Origin of the sequence: Shewanella sp. MEBiC00475 (genome assembly GCF_005234075.1) — a bacterium.
Lineage (GTDB): Bacteria > Pseudomonadota > Gammaproteobacteria > Enterobacterales > Shewanellaceae > Shewanella > Shewanella polaris.
In genome coordinates this window covers 1493032-1510198 of the sequence record NZ_CP039928.1, presented here as the reverse complement: position 1 = coordinate 1510198, position 17167 = coordinate 1493032, and the positions used below count along the sequence as shown (strand labels likewise).

The following is a 17167-nucleotide window of genomic DNA, read 5'->3' as shown; positions in this document are numbered from 1 at the left end:
TCACATTTTTCCATGTGATATAAATCTCATTTTAACAATTAGGTAAATGCTGTTTTAGAAGTTGCTTGTAAAGCATGTTATGCCTGAAGTGTGTGATTTTCTATTTATTGAAAACCTATCTAGGCTATATGGTTAACCTAGATTGAATCATTGATTGGTTATGTTGATTAATGATGGATCTTTGTAGGTATGGTTAATATCCCGTTAGCTCCATATAACCTTGTCCTTGGTGGCTGCCCTTAATGGTAATTGGGCCTTCCCAATATGCGGTTGATACCAGCATGTCACTGTTTGGATTCAGTGCTTGAGTTGTTACATCTACCCCTTCGCTGTTAATACGTAAACGCCAAGCGATAGGATGTTTGCCTAATGCGGTTTGTTGCCATTGGGTTGGCTCCATGGATATATCATTAGGGTTATCTTTACTGTTGATATTGCGGCCACTGCCATCGGCAAACATTCTTCTGCCACTGTAAAAGTGATCCTGATTTGTTGCTCCGCGCAGCCTAAACATCATAAGTGTTGAATTATCGTCTAAACGCAGCGAAAACCAGTCCCAGCCTTGTTGGGCTTTGGTCAAAAATTGTGAGCTCCACTCTCGGTCTAGCCAAGCTTTACCAGTGACATGTTCGGTAATACCGTGACGGGTTATATCCCCCGAAACATCAATAAAAGGTTGGCTGTAGTAATAAGACGCCACGCTTTTATCTGCACTTTTACTGCTATAGCCTTGTTTGCCTTGTAATTGCAGCGGTTGTTGGCTATTAAGCTGAAGTTGATAACTAAATTGTTCACCCACTACTTTCAATGTGGCAGGAAACAGCTTGTCTGATTGGCTTAACCATTGCCAGTTTTGTAAATGTACTTGGAATGGCTGGGGGTCTACGCCGGCAAGTTGTAGCTTCGCGCGTGACCATTTTTCAGCAAGTAAGTGTTCACTTTTAGTAGTCACAGCCGCATGGGCCATATAAAGCTGATTAGTTGCCCAGCTGTTTTTGGCGGGAGCTTGAGCGTTTGTTGGCGGTGAAAGCGCAATCCTAAATTGAGTCCACTGCACGCCAACATCTTCACCCGTTGATGTCGTTAAATTAGCGGTTAAATACCACCACTCAATTTTAAAGTCATCGTGGGCTAAATGATCTTGTGGAAATTGAAGCGTTTTACCTTCCATAACCTTGCTATAACCATCGGAAGAGCCTGTTGACATACTGCTAATGGTTGACTGTTTTTTACCAAGCGCTTGTGGCGGCGAACAAGCTGATACTAAGGTCGTCAGGATAAAAGCCACCACGCTGAAACTGAGCACCTTTTTGAATGTAAAAGAGATCATAGTGCTTCCTGTTGTAAGCTCGATATTAATGGTTTTCGAGTTTGCCAATATAAGGGCAAACACACGGCGAATAAGCAACTCACTACCGTAATCATCACCACTTGAAAATATGCGCCCCAATCCCACACCATAGCGATACTCCACCCAAATGCCTGTAATGTGACTTTATGAATTAATAAATAGCCAAGTAATGCGCCAGTGGGTAAAGCAACCAAGCAGGTTAATAGCACGATAAATAACATTTGTACTAATACCATTAAACGTAATTGATTACGGCTGACGCCTAAGGCATATAAGCGTGCCAAAGGGGCTTGTCGAGCTTGTGTCAACATCATGCAGGCACTGAACAAACCTATGGCCGCTACCAGTAACGTTAAGCTATTAAGCACGACAGTGATTGAGAATGTCTTATTAAATATGTTAATCGCTTCCGTTTTAATCCGCTGCTGGCTGTACATATAAGCGGAAGACAAATTGATTTTCTGGCTAATGTTGTTTTGTAGTGACGTGATATCCCCTTGGTAGGATACCGCTAAACTAATAGGTTTGGCGGGTAACTTATATTGCTGCCATAACGATTGAGTAATAATGGCTTCGCCTTGAGGGTTACCGTAATCGTAATAAATAGCGCCAATGGTTAAATGGTGTTGGTCAAATTGTGATAGTTGAACCTTGTCGCCTATATCGAGTTGGTATTTTATCGATAATGGTTCACTGATCATTACGCTTTCACCAGACGTGAATGTTGGCCAAAAATCATCGGCCGTTATTTTAAAGACGGTTGTTTCAGTTAGCGACAAATGGTCACGACTAACAAGGTGAATGGGCACTTGTGTTTGCGGTGTTGTAATGCGATTAAGGTGGCTATCTATAGTCCATTGATCATAAATGGCTTCAACCTTGGGATCTTGCTTTAATAAAATAGTTAGCGCATCGATTTGATTAGGGTTGGGTCTAATGTATAAATCGGCATGTAAACGGGCATCGAGCCATTTTTTCAAGGTGATTTCAAAGCTACCGACTAGGGTATTCATGGCAATATTGGCACACAACGCTAACAACATGGCCATCATAGCAAGGGCGAGCGGGGCAATGATTTCTTTGGTTTCGGCTATCACATATTGCCAAAGTCCTTTAGGCATCAATGGGCTGAGTACGTTTACCGCCCAATGTAGACATTGTGGTAATAGCAATGGAATAGCGACTGAAAGAATACCCAATAACACTAAGCTATGGCGATATTCCTCGGTAAAGGCAAATGCGACAGTACAGATCAATAATAGCAGCGCTGCGATAACAAATTGTCGCCAATGGATAATATTGAATCGTTGGTTTTGCGGCTGTTTTTGAGCCCCTTGGGCTAATGGGGTGTTTATAAGGCTGAACAACATCGGAATGCAAGCTGCGAAGGCTGCTGACAAGGTCAATACAAGCGCCTGAACAAACCATTGCCATTGCCAGATACCAGGTAATAGCTTAGCCCCATAAAGCTGTTCAAGTGTTATCGCGACCATAGGTTGCAACCACTGCGACAACTGCAAACCAACAATAAAGCCCAATACACAACCCACAAACACTAAGATGAGTATTTCAAGGCTTAAGGCAAGCATCACCGTGTGCCTATCGAGTCCTTGCTGCATGATTTGCACCAGCAGTTTTTGACGCTTCATTAAGCTGTAGCGTACCCCGTTGTAAGCAATAAATAATCCAACCACAAAGGCTAACATGCTCATGGCATCAAGATTAAGGTGAAAGCTGGCTGTTAGGGCGGTTAGTGATTCACCTTCACGAGTTTGAGTAGTGAAATTCAGTTTGCTGGTATCAATGCCAGCTTGAGTTAGGGTATCGGTTAACCGAGCGATAAACTGCTCATCGGATTCAACCGTATCTGCGGAGCTAGAGCCAAAAACGGCAATGTAACTTAGCTTCCCTTGCATATTAAGCAAGGGTTGGGCTAGTGATATGTCAGCCAACAAAGCCGAGCCCAGCCCCCAACTATCATCGATGACAATGATTTCAAGGGGCATGCCATTTAAGGTTATGCTATTCGATTGATTGGTGACGTTACTAATGCGATCGCGTTGGCTTGTCGACATCAATACCTTAGGCTTACCGCCGATTAACTCGGCAAGTGGAATATTAGTCGACGTTATTTTGGTAGAGGAATACGATGAGTTTGAGTCATTATCTTGCTGCTTACGACTGCTGATTGCCGCAATAATATCGCTACTATTAACTCGCCATAGCCTGCCTTGTTCGTCGGTTGCGATGCCTTCAATGCTGGCAATAGTATTGAAGCCTGCGTTAGCTAATACAAAGTAAACTGATTCATCAATACTGCTTTGTGTACTGTGGCTAATGGATAAGCGTGCTTGTTGACTGAGTAACTCTGATACATTGCCATAGCTTTGTTTGGCATTTTCATTGGTTGCATAAACACCAATCAATAATGTTACCGCCAGCATAATGCCTAACAAAATGGCACTGGCTTGTAGCGGTGCATGCCGGTAATGACTGGCGAATAAACGTAAGCATAAACTTAAGCGCTTTATTGATGAGAAGTACGATGATGAATCGGTCATCATGCTCTAACCCTGCAGCTTTTTGTCGATAGGGTTAACGACTATCTGTTGGTTTTCAACATGCCAACGGTGTTGCATAAACGCTGCGCATTGCTCGCTATGGGTGACCATTAAGATACAACAATTAGCTTGCTGGGCTAAGTCTGTGAGTAATTGCATCACCTGCATGCCAGCGTGTTGGTCGAGATTACCTGTGGGTTCATCTGCCAAAATTAACTGCGGTTTATGGGCTAATGCCCTGGCAATCGCCACTCTTTGTTGTTGCCCGCCTGAGAGGTTTTCAACGTTACGGTCGAGTAATGCAGTTAATCCGAGCTGGTGGCATAATTCATCACACCAAGTGCTCCAAGTTAATTGATTTAACGCGAGTGAAAATTGAATGTTGTCACGGACATTTAATGGTGTAAGTAAGTTAAATTGTTGAAATACCACCCCAAGTGACTGACGTCGATATTGGCTCCACTGTTTATCTTGCCATTGCGATACCGAGCGCATGCTATCACCTTGGCGGATCAACATGTCGCCACTGTCGATGGTTTCAAAGCCACCAATGATATTAAGTAAAGTACTTTTCCCGCTGCCACTAGGGCCTGTGAGTGCAATCGTTTGACCTTGCTGCAGGGTAAGGTTTACTTGTTGTAGTACTGGATGAAATGACTCACCATCACGAAACCCTTTACTGATGTTCTCTAAGGTGACGATGCTTGTCATAGTCGCTCCATCTTTTAATAAACTGACTTAACTGAATAATGTTATCAATAATATACGCGATATAAGTGGTTTTTGTTCAAAAATAAAAAAAGCGAACCAATGGCTCGCTTAATTAAAGTAAAACAGTGAATTAATTACTCATCAATGAGTGAATAAGGTAATTCAATAATTGATAACTGTGAACTTTCATCTTCGGCAACACGTAGTTGAGCGCCATTTTCAGTATCATTAGGCAGTACAGCTGTAAGGAGTACTTTATCGCCATATTGGACGCACTCAATAATCTTACCACCACGGCGGAAACCGTCTTCAAGGGCAATTTCTAATTGTGTGTCAGTGCTGATAGTTTTGCTGGTGGTGCCAGACAAAATATACAGTGCACGTTTATTGCCACCGCGATATTTCATTCGAGCAATTGTTTCTTGGCCCATGTAACAGCCCTTGGTAAAGCTAATGCCATTAATGGCTTGCAGATTACACATTTGTGGCACGTACTGACCAGAATGAGCCGCATCGATGTTTGGATAGCCGGCATTAATTTCTAATGCTTGCCATGTGCTGGCATCAAACAACGTTTGTCCAGACTGGCTGATGATGGTTTCTGCTGCCGCATTGTGAATAATGGCAATAAAACGCTCATCATCACGAATAATCACACCTTGATCTACAAGATTGAGCGCTTGTGATACATCACCAAAATGTTCGGTAACAAAGGCTTGGGCTTCTGTTCCTGCAATGCCGATGATTTGATAATCATTGCTGACATCCGCTAGCTCAGCTTTACTAAATACAGCGTATTTTTGTAACTGAGGTAAATCTAGGCTTAAGGTACTTTTTGGCAATAACATAAATAGGCTATCGCCTATTGAAAATGTACGGAAACTGGCAAGCATTTTACCTTTAGGATCACAATGTGCGCCCCATTTCCATTGGTCAGCAGTTAATGAACTGATGTCTGTGGTGACTTGGCCATGAATAAAGCTGCGGCCTTGCTCGCCGGTGATTTCAATTAATCCCATATGAGTCAAACTAGATAGCACTAATGCAGGAGACGTGGCGATGAAATCCCAATCTGGTTGGTTTACTGAAATGGTCATAACTATCCCTAACGTGAGAATAAGACGGTATAGTTTGGAGTGTAACGGATTAATAGAAAGCTCAACAGGGGGGGCGGTTTTAAAACCAAGAAAAAAGCTACCTTGTGAACAAGATAGCTTTTTAAATAACATCATTAATTCGAATTAATTGTTTACTCAGCCAACTTAAAACAATACCCGCGCACGGATGGTGCCTTCAATGGATTTTAATTCAACTAATGCTTCTTCAGCTTGATCAGAATCGACTTCCATTACCACATAACCAATCTCTGCAGTGGTCTGTAGATATTGAGCGGCAATGTTAATGTGTTTCTCTGAAAATGCTTGGTTGATTTTGATCAACACACCAGGACGGTTTTGGTGAATGTGCAATAAGCGTGATGTACCGCTATGTTGTGCTAAAGACACTTCTGGGAAATTAACGGCTGACAAAGTAGAACCATTGTCAGAGTATTTTACCAGCTTGCCTGCAACTTCAATCCCGATATTTTGTTGGGCTTCTGCTGTACTGCCACCAATATGTGGCGTAAGCAACACATTGTCTAAACCACGTAATGGTGTAATAAACTCATCATCATTCGATTTAGGTTCAACGGGGAACACATCAATCGCTGCACCTGCAAGATGTTCAGATTTTAGCGCTTGGGCTAAGTCTTCAATATCGACTACGGTACCGCGTGAGGCATTGATAAAAAAGCTGCCTTGACGCATTTGGGCAAATTGAGCCTTAGCAAACATATCTTTAGTTTGTGGTGTTTCCGGCACATGCAGACTGACGACATCTGCTTGAGACAATAACTCGTCCATAGAATGAATTTGAGAAGCATTACCTAGCGGCAATTTGTCTTCAATATCAAAGAAAATCACTCTCATACCTAAGGTTTCAGCCAAAATACCCAGCTGAGTGCCGATGTGACCATAACCGATCACACCCAAAGTTTTACCACGCACTTCAACACTGCCATTTGCGCTTTTTAACCAACCGCCACGATGCGAGATAGCATTACGCTGTGGAATGCCACGCATTAGCATAATGATTTCACCAATAACCAATTCAGCAACACTTCGAGTATTAGAGAAGGGCGCGTTGAATACCGGAATACCCAATTTTTCAGCAGTAGCTAAATCGACTTGGTTGGTACCGATACAAAAACAGCCGATGGCAACCAGCTTTTCTGCATGATGTAGTACTTCTGCAGTAATTTGAGAACGGGAACGTAATCCAACAAAGTGAGCATCTTTAATTGATGCAAGTAAAGCATCTTCACCTAAAGAGGCTTTATGATATTCAATGTTGGTATAACCTGCTCGTTCTAGTACATCAACCGCAGTTTGGTGGACGCCTTCCAACAGCAGGATTTTGATCTTATCCTTGTCAAGCGAGTGTTTCGCCATGATATGGGTACCCTCTTATCATTAAATGATACTTATGCTAATACTAATGCATTAGCCAATAGTTATGATATAAATGCGGACTTGCGAAGCATTATCAAAGTAGCACTTTTTTAAGCGCTTGTGGAGGGCTAGATGGCTAAAGTTAATATTCTAAATTTAGAACAATATCACAAATGAGGGATTTATATTGAATAACAAGATGTTATGGTGCGTGGTTTATCTATTAGTGTTGGTATGGTCGGTCAGTAATCCAAAGGATATGTTTACTTGGTGGTTGGAAGCTATTCCCGCATTAATCGCCTTACCAATATTGTTTTTTAGTCGTAAAAGCTTTCCTCTGACCACCTTAGCCTATGTACTTATTTTAGTGCATTGCTGTGTGCTATTTGTGGGCGCTCGGTACACCTATGCGGAAGTGCCATTGTTTGATTGGCTGGCACAAGTGATGGGCAGTGATAGAAATAATTATGATAAATTAGGGCATTTTGCCCAAGGTTTTGTACCTGTTATATTGGCTCGAGAAATTTTTATCCGTAAGCAAGTAATACAAATCGGTGCTTGGTGTCAGTTTTTATCGGTATGTTTTGTGTTGGCATTCTCTGCTTTTTATGAATTAGTTGAATGGTGGGTAGCCATTGCTACTGGCGAAAATGCTGAGGCGTTTTTGGGCACTCAAGGGTATGTTTGGGATACTCAATCTGATATGTTTTTAGCATTGATTGGTGGGATCTGTGGGGTATTTTTGCTGTCGTCGTTACATAATAAGCAAATAGCGGCCAAAATGCTGATTAAGCAAAGTTCCGTTTGATGTTAATGGTTGAACTTGTGTTGTTATAAGTTCGACTATTTTTTGTTTGTATAGAATTGTTGTTTTTATAGATAATTGTTTGAGCGAGTAGAGAGTATGAGCTTATCAGTCTTAAGCTAGTCATAAAGTCTATTTAACGTCAGTCAAATTTACTATTAATACTTTAGACTGATAAAATAGTCATAACAACTAGCAAATTTTTACTATGCTTGCAGTATAAAATAGTTTTTATAATAAAAACTGTTATTGAGAAGTGATTTATCGCCATGTTCATTTATGCAGATATTGACTTCACGATATTAAGAGCATCATAAATATCCAAATAAAGCGCTCTAAATATAATAACAAAAAGTACATTATCTGCATTAGCTAATGCTTTAAAGCTAGAAACAAGTTTTTGTGTACGTAGTAGGTAACTTTAGGATGTGCTCAAGGTATGTTGGGCAAGAAAGTACTTTTCAGGGAGAAGAGTGATGAGTTCAAATATTGATGAATTGGTGTTCGTACACCAAATCGCTGCACCTTGCCATTTAGCTATTTTGGCTGAATCTATCGGATTAAAAACCCGAATCGTTAAACATGCCGCAGATCTTGAACTAGACAAAAAATCCAATAATTTTTATTTTGTCTCACAAAAAGGTGCAGCCCTAGATAATAAGGGTATTCCATTATTGGTATCGCGTTTAGTGGTACATGTCCCAGTTGCCTTATACCAAGTTGAACGTGGGTCACTTGACCAAGAATCAGCGCTGCTTTTAGGCGTGCGTGGTTTATTGTACAGTGATCAACGCATGGACTTAATGCTGACGGGTTTACGTAAAATGGTTTCCGACGAATTGTGGTATGACCGTCCTTTAATCAGTAAAATTTTTAGACGTTTGATTCAACAATTAGACACTAATATTGACATTTCCACCGATACCGTCGCTATTCTCCAAAAACTCACCACCAGAGAGCGTACTATTATTCAACTTGTTTCCAGTGGCGCACGCAATAAAGAAATTGCTCAACGTTTGTGTATTAGTGAACATACTGTGAAAGCCCATATTTCCTCTATTTTCCGTAAAACAGAGTCTCGTAATCGCGTAGAATTATTGCGATGGGCACAAACTTATCAAACTCATTGTGAATTAGTGAATTAGCATGTTGGATATTTTATCCAATAATGACATTAGGAGCTTAGGCTCCTTTTTTTAAGCGGTTAATCTAATCACAAGTGTTTAGGGTCTGTTGCTCTTTGCTGGTTGAATTTTGTTCGAGATAAAAACGTTTTAATCGAGGCGAGTGGATTGCTGCCTAGCAATCTAAGCTACTTTTACTTAACGAAGAGTGACTCAACAAAGAGTAAAATGTTTTTAGCCGAACCCTACGGGCAGCGTTTGTTGGTCATTTTTACTGCGTTATCGACTTTTTGTGTAGAATAACTACACCACAAAGTCTCTGCCTTGTACAAATGAACAACAATTCGCTGCAAAACCAACCTTGAAAGATCAACAGACCCTAATACCAATCTCATTAAATATCTGGTCAGTTCAGAGTCTCTCAGGTTTTTCAATTCAAGGCGCATTGATGTAGAAATGGTTGTTCCCTTTTAAATCGATGCAACACCGAAGTGGAATACCTGAGAGACTCCATTCTGGCGGGTTTCAAAGTCCTGTATGCTTCGTTAGATGTTTTCAAAATACGACTGCATGGTCTATTTTTTCCATAAAAAATACGACATTCCCACCCTCCATGGCGGTCAGATGCTGGAGGTAGAGTAACGCAGGAGCTTGTTACCGAGAATCACTATTCGCTTCAATCATCTGCTTTGCCTACAGCACTTTGAACTCCAGCTGAATAGCACATATTTAATAGGATTGGTATAGCTTTTAAAAGCTTAAGCTAATTAGTACACTGAGATGACTAACTATAATAAAGATGGATATTAATAATGAGTATTTGGTTTAACACTGTCACTTTAGAAGATTGTGCTCGCTTAGATGCTGGGATGCACGGAAAGGGCACCTTAATGCAAACATTAGGGATTAAGATTACCGAAATTGGTGATGATTATATGGTTGCTACCATGCCTGCTAACCCAGCTGTACATAATCCACTAGGGATAGTTCACGGCGGTGCAAACGTCGCTTTAGCGGAAACCGTAGCCAGTTATGCCGCTAACTTTGTGGTCGACTTTAACCGTTACTATTGTGTAGGCCAAGAAATCAACGCCAATCATTTAAAAGCATCGCGAAATGGTGAGTTAACGGCAACGGCTAAACCAGTGCACTTAGGAAAACGCAGTTCGGTTTGGGAAATTTTGATCCGTAATAGTGCTGGTGAGTTATGTTGTATTTCACGTATGACTGCAGCAGTGGTTGAGCGATAAACTATAATGGATACTAGAAATAAATAAGCCTTATAATCAATGATAGAGTAACGTTTTTACCTTGTTGATTTTGTACTATGTAAGGCGAAGTATTTATTTAGTCCGTTCGAATATGTCTATAGATACGTTAAGTAAAAAGTTATGTCTCCTATTAATTGGTTTTGCTTAACGACGTTACTCGCTTGCATTGGATGTAGCATATCAATATAAGGAAAATCCATGGATAGTATCAACATCTGGGAATGGGTAGGGTATTTAGCCTCTGTGGTTGTAGCAATTTCGCTGATGATGTCCAACATAAAGAAACTACGCTGGTGGAACTTACTTGGTGCTGGGTTGTTTGTGGCTTATGGTTTGGCTATTGATGCTATTCCAGTGGCACTGGTTAACTTTTTTATTGTGTTAATTGATGCTTATTATTTGGTTAAGTTATATCGTGATCCGCCCTCACCACCAGAGTAATTAATCCGTTTATTAAAAAAGCCAAAATGAAAATTTTGGCTTTTTTATTGTCTGCGTCTACTCGTAATCTGTTTTTCCAATTACTGATAAGATTTAGTATCGCTTTTTTAGGTTGTTGTTATCTATTTTAATCGTTTTTAATAATTGAACAGAGCTTCTATTATGTCTCCATCGAGTGATGAATTGAGTGAGGAAAATCATCATGGCAACAGTTTACGACTTAATTGAGCAGTGGTTAGAAGACCGCGCATAGGAGCAACAAATGAATCAAGGTAATTATTTAACCAGCCAAAATGGCGCCCCAGTAGCAGATGATCAAAATTCAATCTCGGCTGGTGAACGTGGTCCTCTGCTTTTACAAGATTGGCATTTAATTGAAAAGCTGGCTCACTTTAATCGTGAACGCATTCCTGAACGCGTGGTTCATGCTAAAGGAACTGGCGTATACGGTACATTTACACTAACTAAAGATTTAAGTGAATTTACCATAGCAGATCATTTTAATGGCGTAGGCAAACAAACAGAAACGTTTATACGCTTCTCTACGGTAGGGGGCGAAATGGGCTCCGCTGATGCAGAGCGTGACCCACGTGGTTTTGGATTACGTTTTTATACTGCTCGTGGTAACCATGATATTGTCGGTAATAACACGCCAACATTCTTTATCCGTGATGGTATTAAGTTTCCTGATTTTATTCATACTCAAAAACGTCACCCACAAACCAATGTAAAAGATCCACAAGCGATGTGGGACTTTTGGTCGCTAAATCCTGAGTCGATGCATCAGGTGACTATTTTGATGTCTGACCGTGGTATACCGGCTAACTATAGACAAATGCACGGTTATGGTTCGCATACGTTTTCGTTCTGGAATGCCAAAGGCGAACGTTTTTGGGTTAAGTTCCACTTTAAGTCACAGCAAGGCGTAGTGAATTTAACTGGCGAACAAGCGGATATACTTAAAGGGATCGATCCTGATTCATCACAACGTGACATGGTAGCCGCTATTACTGATGCTAATTTCCCACGTTGGACTGTGAATGTACAAATTATGCCAGAAGCAGATGCCAATACTTACGCCATTAATCCGTTTGATTTGACCAAAGTATGGCCGCACAGTGATTATCCATTGATTGAAGTGGGTGTACTGGAATTAAATCGATTACCACAAAATTACTTTGCTGAAGTGGAGCAAGTCGCATTAGCCCCGAGTAACTTAGTGCCAGGAGTAGGGGCATCGCCAGACAAAATGTTGCAAGCTCGCTTGTTTTCTTATGCTGATGCGCAGCGTTATCGTATTGGAACTAATTATAATCAGTTACCAGTAAACTGCCCACATGCCGCGAAAGCTAATCATCATCAACGTGCGGGGGCAATGGCAGGAACACAGTGTCCTTACCAAGGTAGCCAAACTGGTGGTGATGCGAGTGTGAATTATGGTCCAAATACTCAGGCACCATTAACCGAAGTCGGTGATTTCGCCGAGCCGCCATTACGTTTAGAAGGTGAAGCTGCACGGTATAGTCGCTATAACCAAGATGATTATACTCAAGCGGGTAATCTTTATCGTATTTTTAGTGACGATGAGAAAAATCGTTTAGTAGAAACAATTGTGGGTTCGCTAAGTCAGACGACCCTAGATGTTCAACAAAAAATGGTTGATCACTTCACTAAAGCGGATGTTGATTACGGTCGACGTGTGAAGCAGGCGTTAGCCAAATAATAGTTGTTTTGCTAAAACATAACCGCCAGTTTATGCGTTAACGTTATAGATTGGGTTATTAAAAAAAACAGGAAGATAATCATTATCTTCCTGTTTTTATATCAATCATTTGTAGATGTAACAGCGTTTAATTTGCTAGTGCTTTAGCGTTTATATTTACCAATAAATCGGGGCTTTTAAGGCACTTTTACGTGAGTGTTCCATGGCAAATAATAGACTGGTTTCTTTGTTGTCTAACCAAGCCTCAATATTAAGTTGATGCTGCTCATCAAGAGTCTTTAATATTTTATAAGCAGACAGTGTGCTAATCCCTAATGCTAAATCTTGCCAAGGTGCCCGAAAAGTCTCACGCTTTTTAGCTTGATACATTTCTCCATAAGCAAACCCCACTAAAATACTTTCATCCAGAGCTTCTGCAACATATTGGTAATCTACGCTGTTCATTTCAGATGTTATGGGCATTGACTTACCAATACGTTTCCAAGAGGCTTGTTGCAACTGGTTGGCAAATAGGCTCAATTCAGGATAATCATGCCATTGAAGTTGGCCATTTTCTGTGCGTAATAGTAAGTCGACTAAGGCTAATTGTAATTGACCATACTCAGGTTGTTGCCATATGTCGCCTAGTTGAGTTGATATAGACATTGAGTTGATGTGGTTTTGTAGTTGTTGGCAAACGAGAGACTTATTATTGATGTTGCCAAGCTGATTGCCGTCGTCTCGTAACAATAAACTACAACTTTGCAGTGGGCCAACGAATTGTAGTGCGTGCTCAAGCTTATCAAATAATGGGCTAATGTGTTGATTGAGTAATCCAAATTGATCTAGCGTCAGCCTAAGTAAGCGCACGCAACGACGTAATTTTCCCCATAGCATTGATTGTTGTTGTAAATCCGTTGCCGTTGTTAAGTTATTTTCTATTAATTGCCAACGTTCAAGAGCAGTTTCTAATATCGTGCTAAATGTTTGCGCTAAATTATTATCTTTAGACAGTGCGATATAATCAATATTTTCGATGCGGACGGGTTGTGACTTACCTGCCAGTTGATACCCACGCTGTGCTTTACTGGCTTTTCCTAGGCGCAACGGTACAGATTTAGCCACTTCTGTAGCAAGTATTAACAACGCAGAAGTATCACCAGCAAGTAGTTCAAATTCGAGTTCGCATATAGGATCAACTCTATCCTGAGCAATGATTTCACCAACATCTAATGCAACTTCAATAAGACTATCGTTGATAAAAATATGCCAAGTTTGACGTTGAAAATTAGTTTCAAAAATACACGCTAACGATGTCGATACACTTTCCAGATCATTGCCTATTGGCCAAATTTCTTTAGGGAAAAGTGACAAGTTCGGTGTTTTATGATCAATACTGACATTATATTCTGGGCGTGAATGGATCCCGCCAACAACTCTACCTGCTGTTTTTATAGTCTGTTCGAGCTGATTATCGAATCCTCTTACTCTTAATCCCATATCCCAACGGCGCAGTTGTAAATCATCGGTATCGAAATATCCATTGGTGAGTTTCTTCTGACCTTGCGGGGTCGAATTAGGGTAGTTATTCAATACTTTTTTCAATAAATCATGATGTTGTGATTGAATGAATAGTTTTAACTCTATTTCTGCGTCCATTGACTTTATGTTTGCCTTGTCATTAAATATTCACTAATGCGTCATATTATCTTCACAATGTCACATTGCTGTAATAAAAATCTCTTAGGATAGCGTCGCTCGCATCATATATACTGAGCAACGATAACAGAGAAACTGTCGTGCGAAATTAAAAAACACAGTTTCATTATGTGGACGCTTGGGTTAACATGCGCCCGCTTTTTCCAAACTGGAATTAATTAAATAGGTAAACGGCAATGCCAGTAAACTCTATTTTAGGTGTGTTTGCAAAATCACCTCTTAAACCTTTAGAACAGCATATCGACAAAGTACATGAGTGCGCAGTACTTCTTGTTCCTTTTTTTGACGCAACCAATTCAGGCGACTGGGATGAAGCGATCAAAATACGCAAACAAATTAGTTTGCTGGAAAATGAAGCGGATTCACTTAAACGTGAAATTCGCCTGACACTTCCTGGTGGGTTATTCATGCCCGTTGAACGTACTGACTTGCTTGAGTTATTAACTCAACAAGACAAAATTGCCAATAAGGCAAAAGACATCTCTGGTCGAATTATCGGCCGTCAATTAGTACTTCCTCAACCTATGCAAGATGCCTTTGGTGCTTATTTAAAGCGTTGTTTAGATGCAGTGTCTTTAGCTAAACGAGCGATTAACGAACTTGATGATTTACTCGAAACAGGTTTCCGTGGTCGTGAAGTTAAGCTAGTTGCCAATATGATCACTGAATTAGATCTTATCGAAGGTGATTCTGACGATTTACAAATTCAATTGCGTCGACAATTGTACGCATTAGAATCTGAATTAAATCCGATAGATGTCATGTTCATGTATAAAATTATCGAGTGGGTTGGAGGTTTAGCAGATCTTGCTGAGTGTGTCGGTTCCCGCCTAGAGCTAATGCTAGCTCGTAACTAATCACAAAAGTTTTCAAGGAAACAACATGGTTGATGTATTAGTCACCAACGGCCCTATACTTATTATGATAGCGGCTGCATTTGGATTTTTGATGGCATGGGGAATTGGTGCAAACGACGTTGCCAATGCAATGGGGACCTCTGTGGGTTCTAATGCCATTACCATTAAACAAGCGATTATTATTGCAATGATCTTTGAGTTCTCCGGTGCTTTTTTAGCCGGTGGTGAAGTCACGAGTACGATTCGAAAAGGTATTATAGACGCGAGTTATTTTGTTGATTCGCCAGAATTGTTGGTATACGGCATGATTGGTTCGTTACTCGCTGCTGGTATTTGGTTAGTGGTAGCGTCTGCATTAGGTTGGCCGGTTTCAACAACCCATTCAATTATCGGTGCTATTGTTGGTTTTGCCGCTGTAGGAGTTAGTGCCGATGCTGTTGAATGGGGGAAAGTTGGCGGTATTATTGGCTCTTGGGTTGTTACACCTGCTATTTCGGGTTTTATTGCTTTTATCATTTTTCAAAGTGTTCAAAAGCTCATTTTTAATACCGATGATCCGTTAGCGAGCGCTAAACGTTATGTGCCTTTTTACATGGCATTAGCAGGCTTTGTGATGTCACTAGTGACGATTACCAAAGGCTTAAAGCATGTTGGCATACATTTTTCAGCTCTAGAAGGTTATCTGTTAGCTACAGCAGTGGCGGCCGTAGTCGGTATACTAGGTAAAATAGCGATTAGTCGATTAAAAATGAGCGACAAATCTGACCTAAAAACCCAATACGGTAATGTTGAAAAAGTATTTGCTATTTTAATGGTGGTAACTGCGTGCTGTATGGCATTTGCCCATGGTTCAAACGACGTTGCTAACGCGATTGGTCCTTTAGCTGCAGTGGTTTCTGTGGTTGAAAGTGGCGGAATTATTGGTGCGAAGGCTGTTTTGGCCTGGTGGATTTTACCACTTGGTGCTGTCGGTATTGTGTTAGGTCTGGCTATCTTTGGTCAGCGTGTAATGCAAACTATTGGTAAAAACATTACTCATTTAACCCCAAGCCGAGGTTTTGCTGCTGAATTAGCTGCCGCATCGACTGTGGTTATTGCTTCTGGTACTGGTTTGCCTATCTCGACAACACAAACCTTAGTCGGTGCTGTGTTGGGTGTGGGGATGGCCCGTGGAATTGCAGCAATTAATATTGGTGTTGTACGTAATATCGTTGTGTCTTGGGTTGTTACGCTACCCGCTGGTGCGGCATTATCAATTTTGTTCTTCTTCATTATCAAAAATATTTTTAGTTAATTTAACTAAGATGTAATGAAGTTATCGTAAAAATGTGAACGTTAAATGCATTTAAGAAGGAAGTCATATGACTTCCTTCTTGCATTCGGAGCATTTAATAAATAGCATGACAATAAGTTTTCTGAGTTTGGATAAATACAGTGTTTAGAGTTCTTTCAATCTTTATATTTATACTCGTGTCAATAGGTGTGTTTGCTGCTGAAGCGCCAACGCGTTTTATTTCGGATGATGTGTTTACCTATATTCACGGTGGACCGGGTACCGAGTTTCGCATTATCGGTAGTGTTGAAGCAGGTCAACCGATCACGTTATTGGATAATACCGAAGGTGATTTTACTCAAATCATTGACCATAAAGGTCGTGAAGGCTGGGTATTAACCAGTTTAGTTTCAGATCAGCCTAGTTTTCGTGAACGTTTTCCTGAGATGGAAGCACAACTAAAACAAGCTAATGAGCAATTAAATAACATTACTCAAAATACTGACAATACCGAAGAATATTTAACGCTGGCGAATCAAAAGGTGTCGGAGTTAAAAGCGGCATTAGCAAAAGCGATTAAAGAGCGAGATGACGCCAAGTCAAAAGTGCAACAAGTAGCTGATAACCAACGTTATGAGATGTGGCAGCAAGGTGGATTAATTGCAGGTATTGGCGCTTTGATTGGTATTGTATTGGTGTATTTACCTAGACCACAGCGTCGTAAGAAAAGTCGCTGGATGTAATATCTCTACTCACAGTGAAAATTTTCGCGGATAAAATGACATGACTTATGTCATTAATAATGATCGTTTAAAGGCCAACTATTCAAACGTTGGCCTTTTTTTTTGTCTTTTTTACAG

The 17167-nt window shown here is 40.6% G+C and carries 14 protein-coding genes; 8 read left to right on the top strand and 6 right to left on the bottom strand.

Features of this window, described 5'->3' with window-relative positions:
• Positions 1 to 193: 193 nt before the first annotated feature.
• The 5 genes from FCN25_RS06645 to serA form a co-directional block, all read right to left on the bottom strand.
• Positions 194 to 1330 (bottom strand): lipocalin-like domain-containing protein, encoded by a 1137-nt coding sequence (locus tag FCN25_RS06645; protein WP_137223129.1) that lies wholly within the window; start codon positions 1328 to 1330, stop codon positions 194 to 196.
• Entirely contained in the window at positions 1327 to 3915 is a 2589-nt protein-coding gene (locus tag FCN25_RS06640) for an ABC transporter permease (protein WP_137223127.1), read from the bottom strand. Before FCN25_RS06640 ends, FCN25_RS06645 begins: the two co-directional genes overlap by 4 nt.
• 3 nt (positions 3916 to 3918) lie before the next feature.
• Positions 3919 to 4623: an ABC transporter ATP-binding protein gene (locus tag FCN25_RS06635; protein WP_137223125.1), complete on the bottom strand. Its 705-nt coding sequence runs from the start codon at positions 4621 to 4623 to the stop codon at positions 3919 to 3921.
• Positions 4624 to 4757: 134 nt separating this feature from the next.
• A complete protein-coding gene (ygfZ, locus tag FCN25_RS06630) occupies positions 4758 to 5720 on the bottom strand; it encodes a tRNA-modifying protein YgfZ (protein WP_137223123.1) in 963 nt (320 codons plus the stop codon).
• 165 nt (positions 5721 to 5885) lie between these two features.
• Positions 5886 to 7115 carry a phosphoglycerate dehydrogenase gene (gene serA / locus FCN25_RS06625; protein WP_137223121.1) on the bottom strand — a complete coding sequence of 410 codons (1230 nt, stop codon included), beginning with the start codon at positions 7113 to 7115 and terminating at the stop codon, positions 5886 to 5888.
• 187 nt (positions 7116 to 7302) lie between these two features.
• Between serA and FCN25_RS06620 the strand changes: the two genes are divergently transcribed.
• The 5 genes from FCN25_RS06620 (at position 7303) to katB (ending at position 12479) form a co-directional block, all read left to right on the top strand.
• Positions 7303 to 7923 (top strand): DUF2238 domain-containing protein, encoded by a 621-nt coding sequence (locus FCN25_RS06620; protein ID WP_137223119.1) that lies wholly within the window; start codon positions 7303 to 7305, stop codon positions 7921 to 7923.
• Positions 7924 to 8396: 473 nt separating this feature from the next.
• Positions 8397 to 9065, top strand: coding sequence for a response regulator transcription factor (locus FCN25_RS06615; RefSeq protein WP_137223117.1), 669 nt, complete (start codon positions 8397 to 8399; stop codon positions 9063 to 9065).
• Between the two features lie 791 nt (positions 9066 to 9856).
• Entirely contained in the window at positions 9857 to 10294 is a 438-nt protein-coding gene (locus tag FCN25_RS06605) for a PaaI family thioesterase (RefSeq protein ID WP_137223113.1), read from the top strand.
• A gap of 219 nt (positions 10295 to 10513) precedes the next feature.
• Positions 10514 to 10756: a YgjV family protein gene (locus FCN25_RS06600; RefSeq protein WP_137223111.1), complete on the top strand. Its 243-nt coding sequence runs from the start codon at positions 10514 to 10516 to the stop codon at positions 10754 to 10756.
• Positions 10757 to 11018: 262 nt separating this feature from the next.
• Positions 11019 to 12479, top strand: a complete 1461-nt coding sequence (gene katB / locus FCN25_RS06595) for a catalase KatB (protein ID WP_137223109.1) — start codon at positions 11019 to 11021, stop codon at positions 12477 to 12479.
• 156 nt (positions 12480 to 12635) lie between these two features.
• Here the strand turns inward: katB and FCN25_RS06590 are convergent, their stop codons facing one another.
• Positions 12636 to 14117 (bottom strand): inorganic triphosphatase, encoded by a 1482-nt coding sequence (locus FCN25_RS06590; RefSeq protein ID WP_137223107.1) that lies wholly within the window; start codon positions 14115 to 14117, stop codon positions 12636 to 12638.
• Between the two features lie 236 nt (positions 14118 to 14353).
• On the opposite strand from FCN25_RS06590, the gene FCN25_RS06585 reads away from it, so the two are divergent.
• The 3 genes from FCN25_RS06585 to FCN25_RS06575 all read left to right on the top strand — a co-directional run bounded on the left by FCN25_RS06585 (position 14354) and on the right by FCN25_RS06575 (position 17050).
• A complete protein-coding gene (locus FCN25_RS06585; protein ID WP_137223105.1) occupies positions 14354 to 15034 on the top strand; it encodes a TIGR00153 family protein in 681 nt (226 codons plus the stop codon).
• A 25-nt stretch (positions 15035 to 15059) separates the two neighbouring features.
• Positions 15060 to 16328 (top strand): inorganic phosphate transporter, encoded by a 1269-nt coding sequence (locus tag FCN25_RS06580; RefSeq protein ID WP_137223103.1) that lies wholly within the window; start codon positions 15060 to 15062, stop codon positions 16326 to 16328.
• A gap of 140 nt (positions 16329 to 16468) precedes the next feature.
• Complete coding sequence (locus FCN25_RS06575) at positions 16469 to 17050, top strand: TIGR04211 family SH3 domain-containing protein (protein ID WP_137223101.1); 582 nt, start codon at positions 16469 to 16471, stop codon at positions 17048 to 17050.
• Positions 17051 to 17167 lie beyond the last annotated feature (117 nt).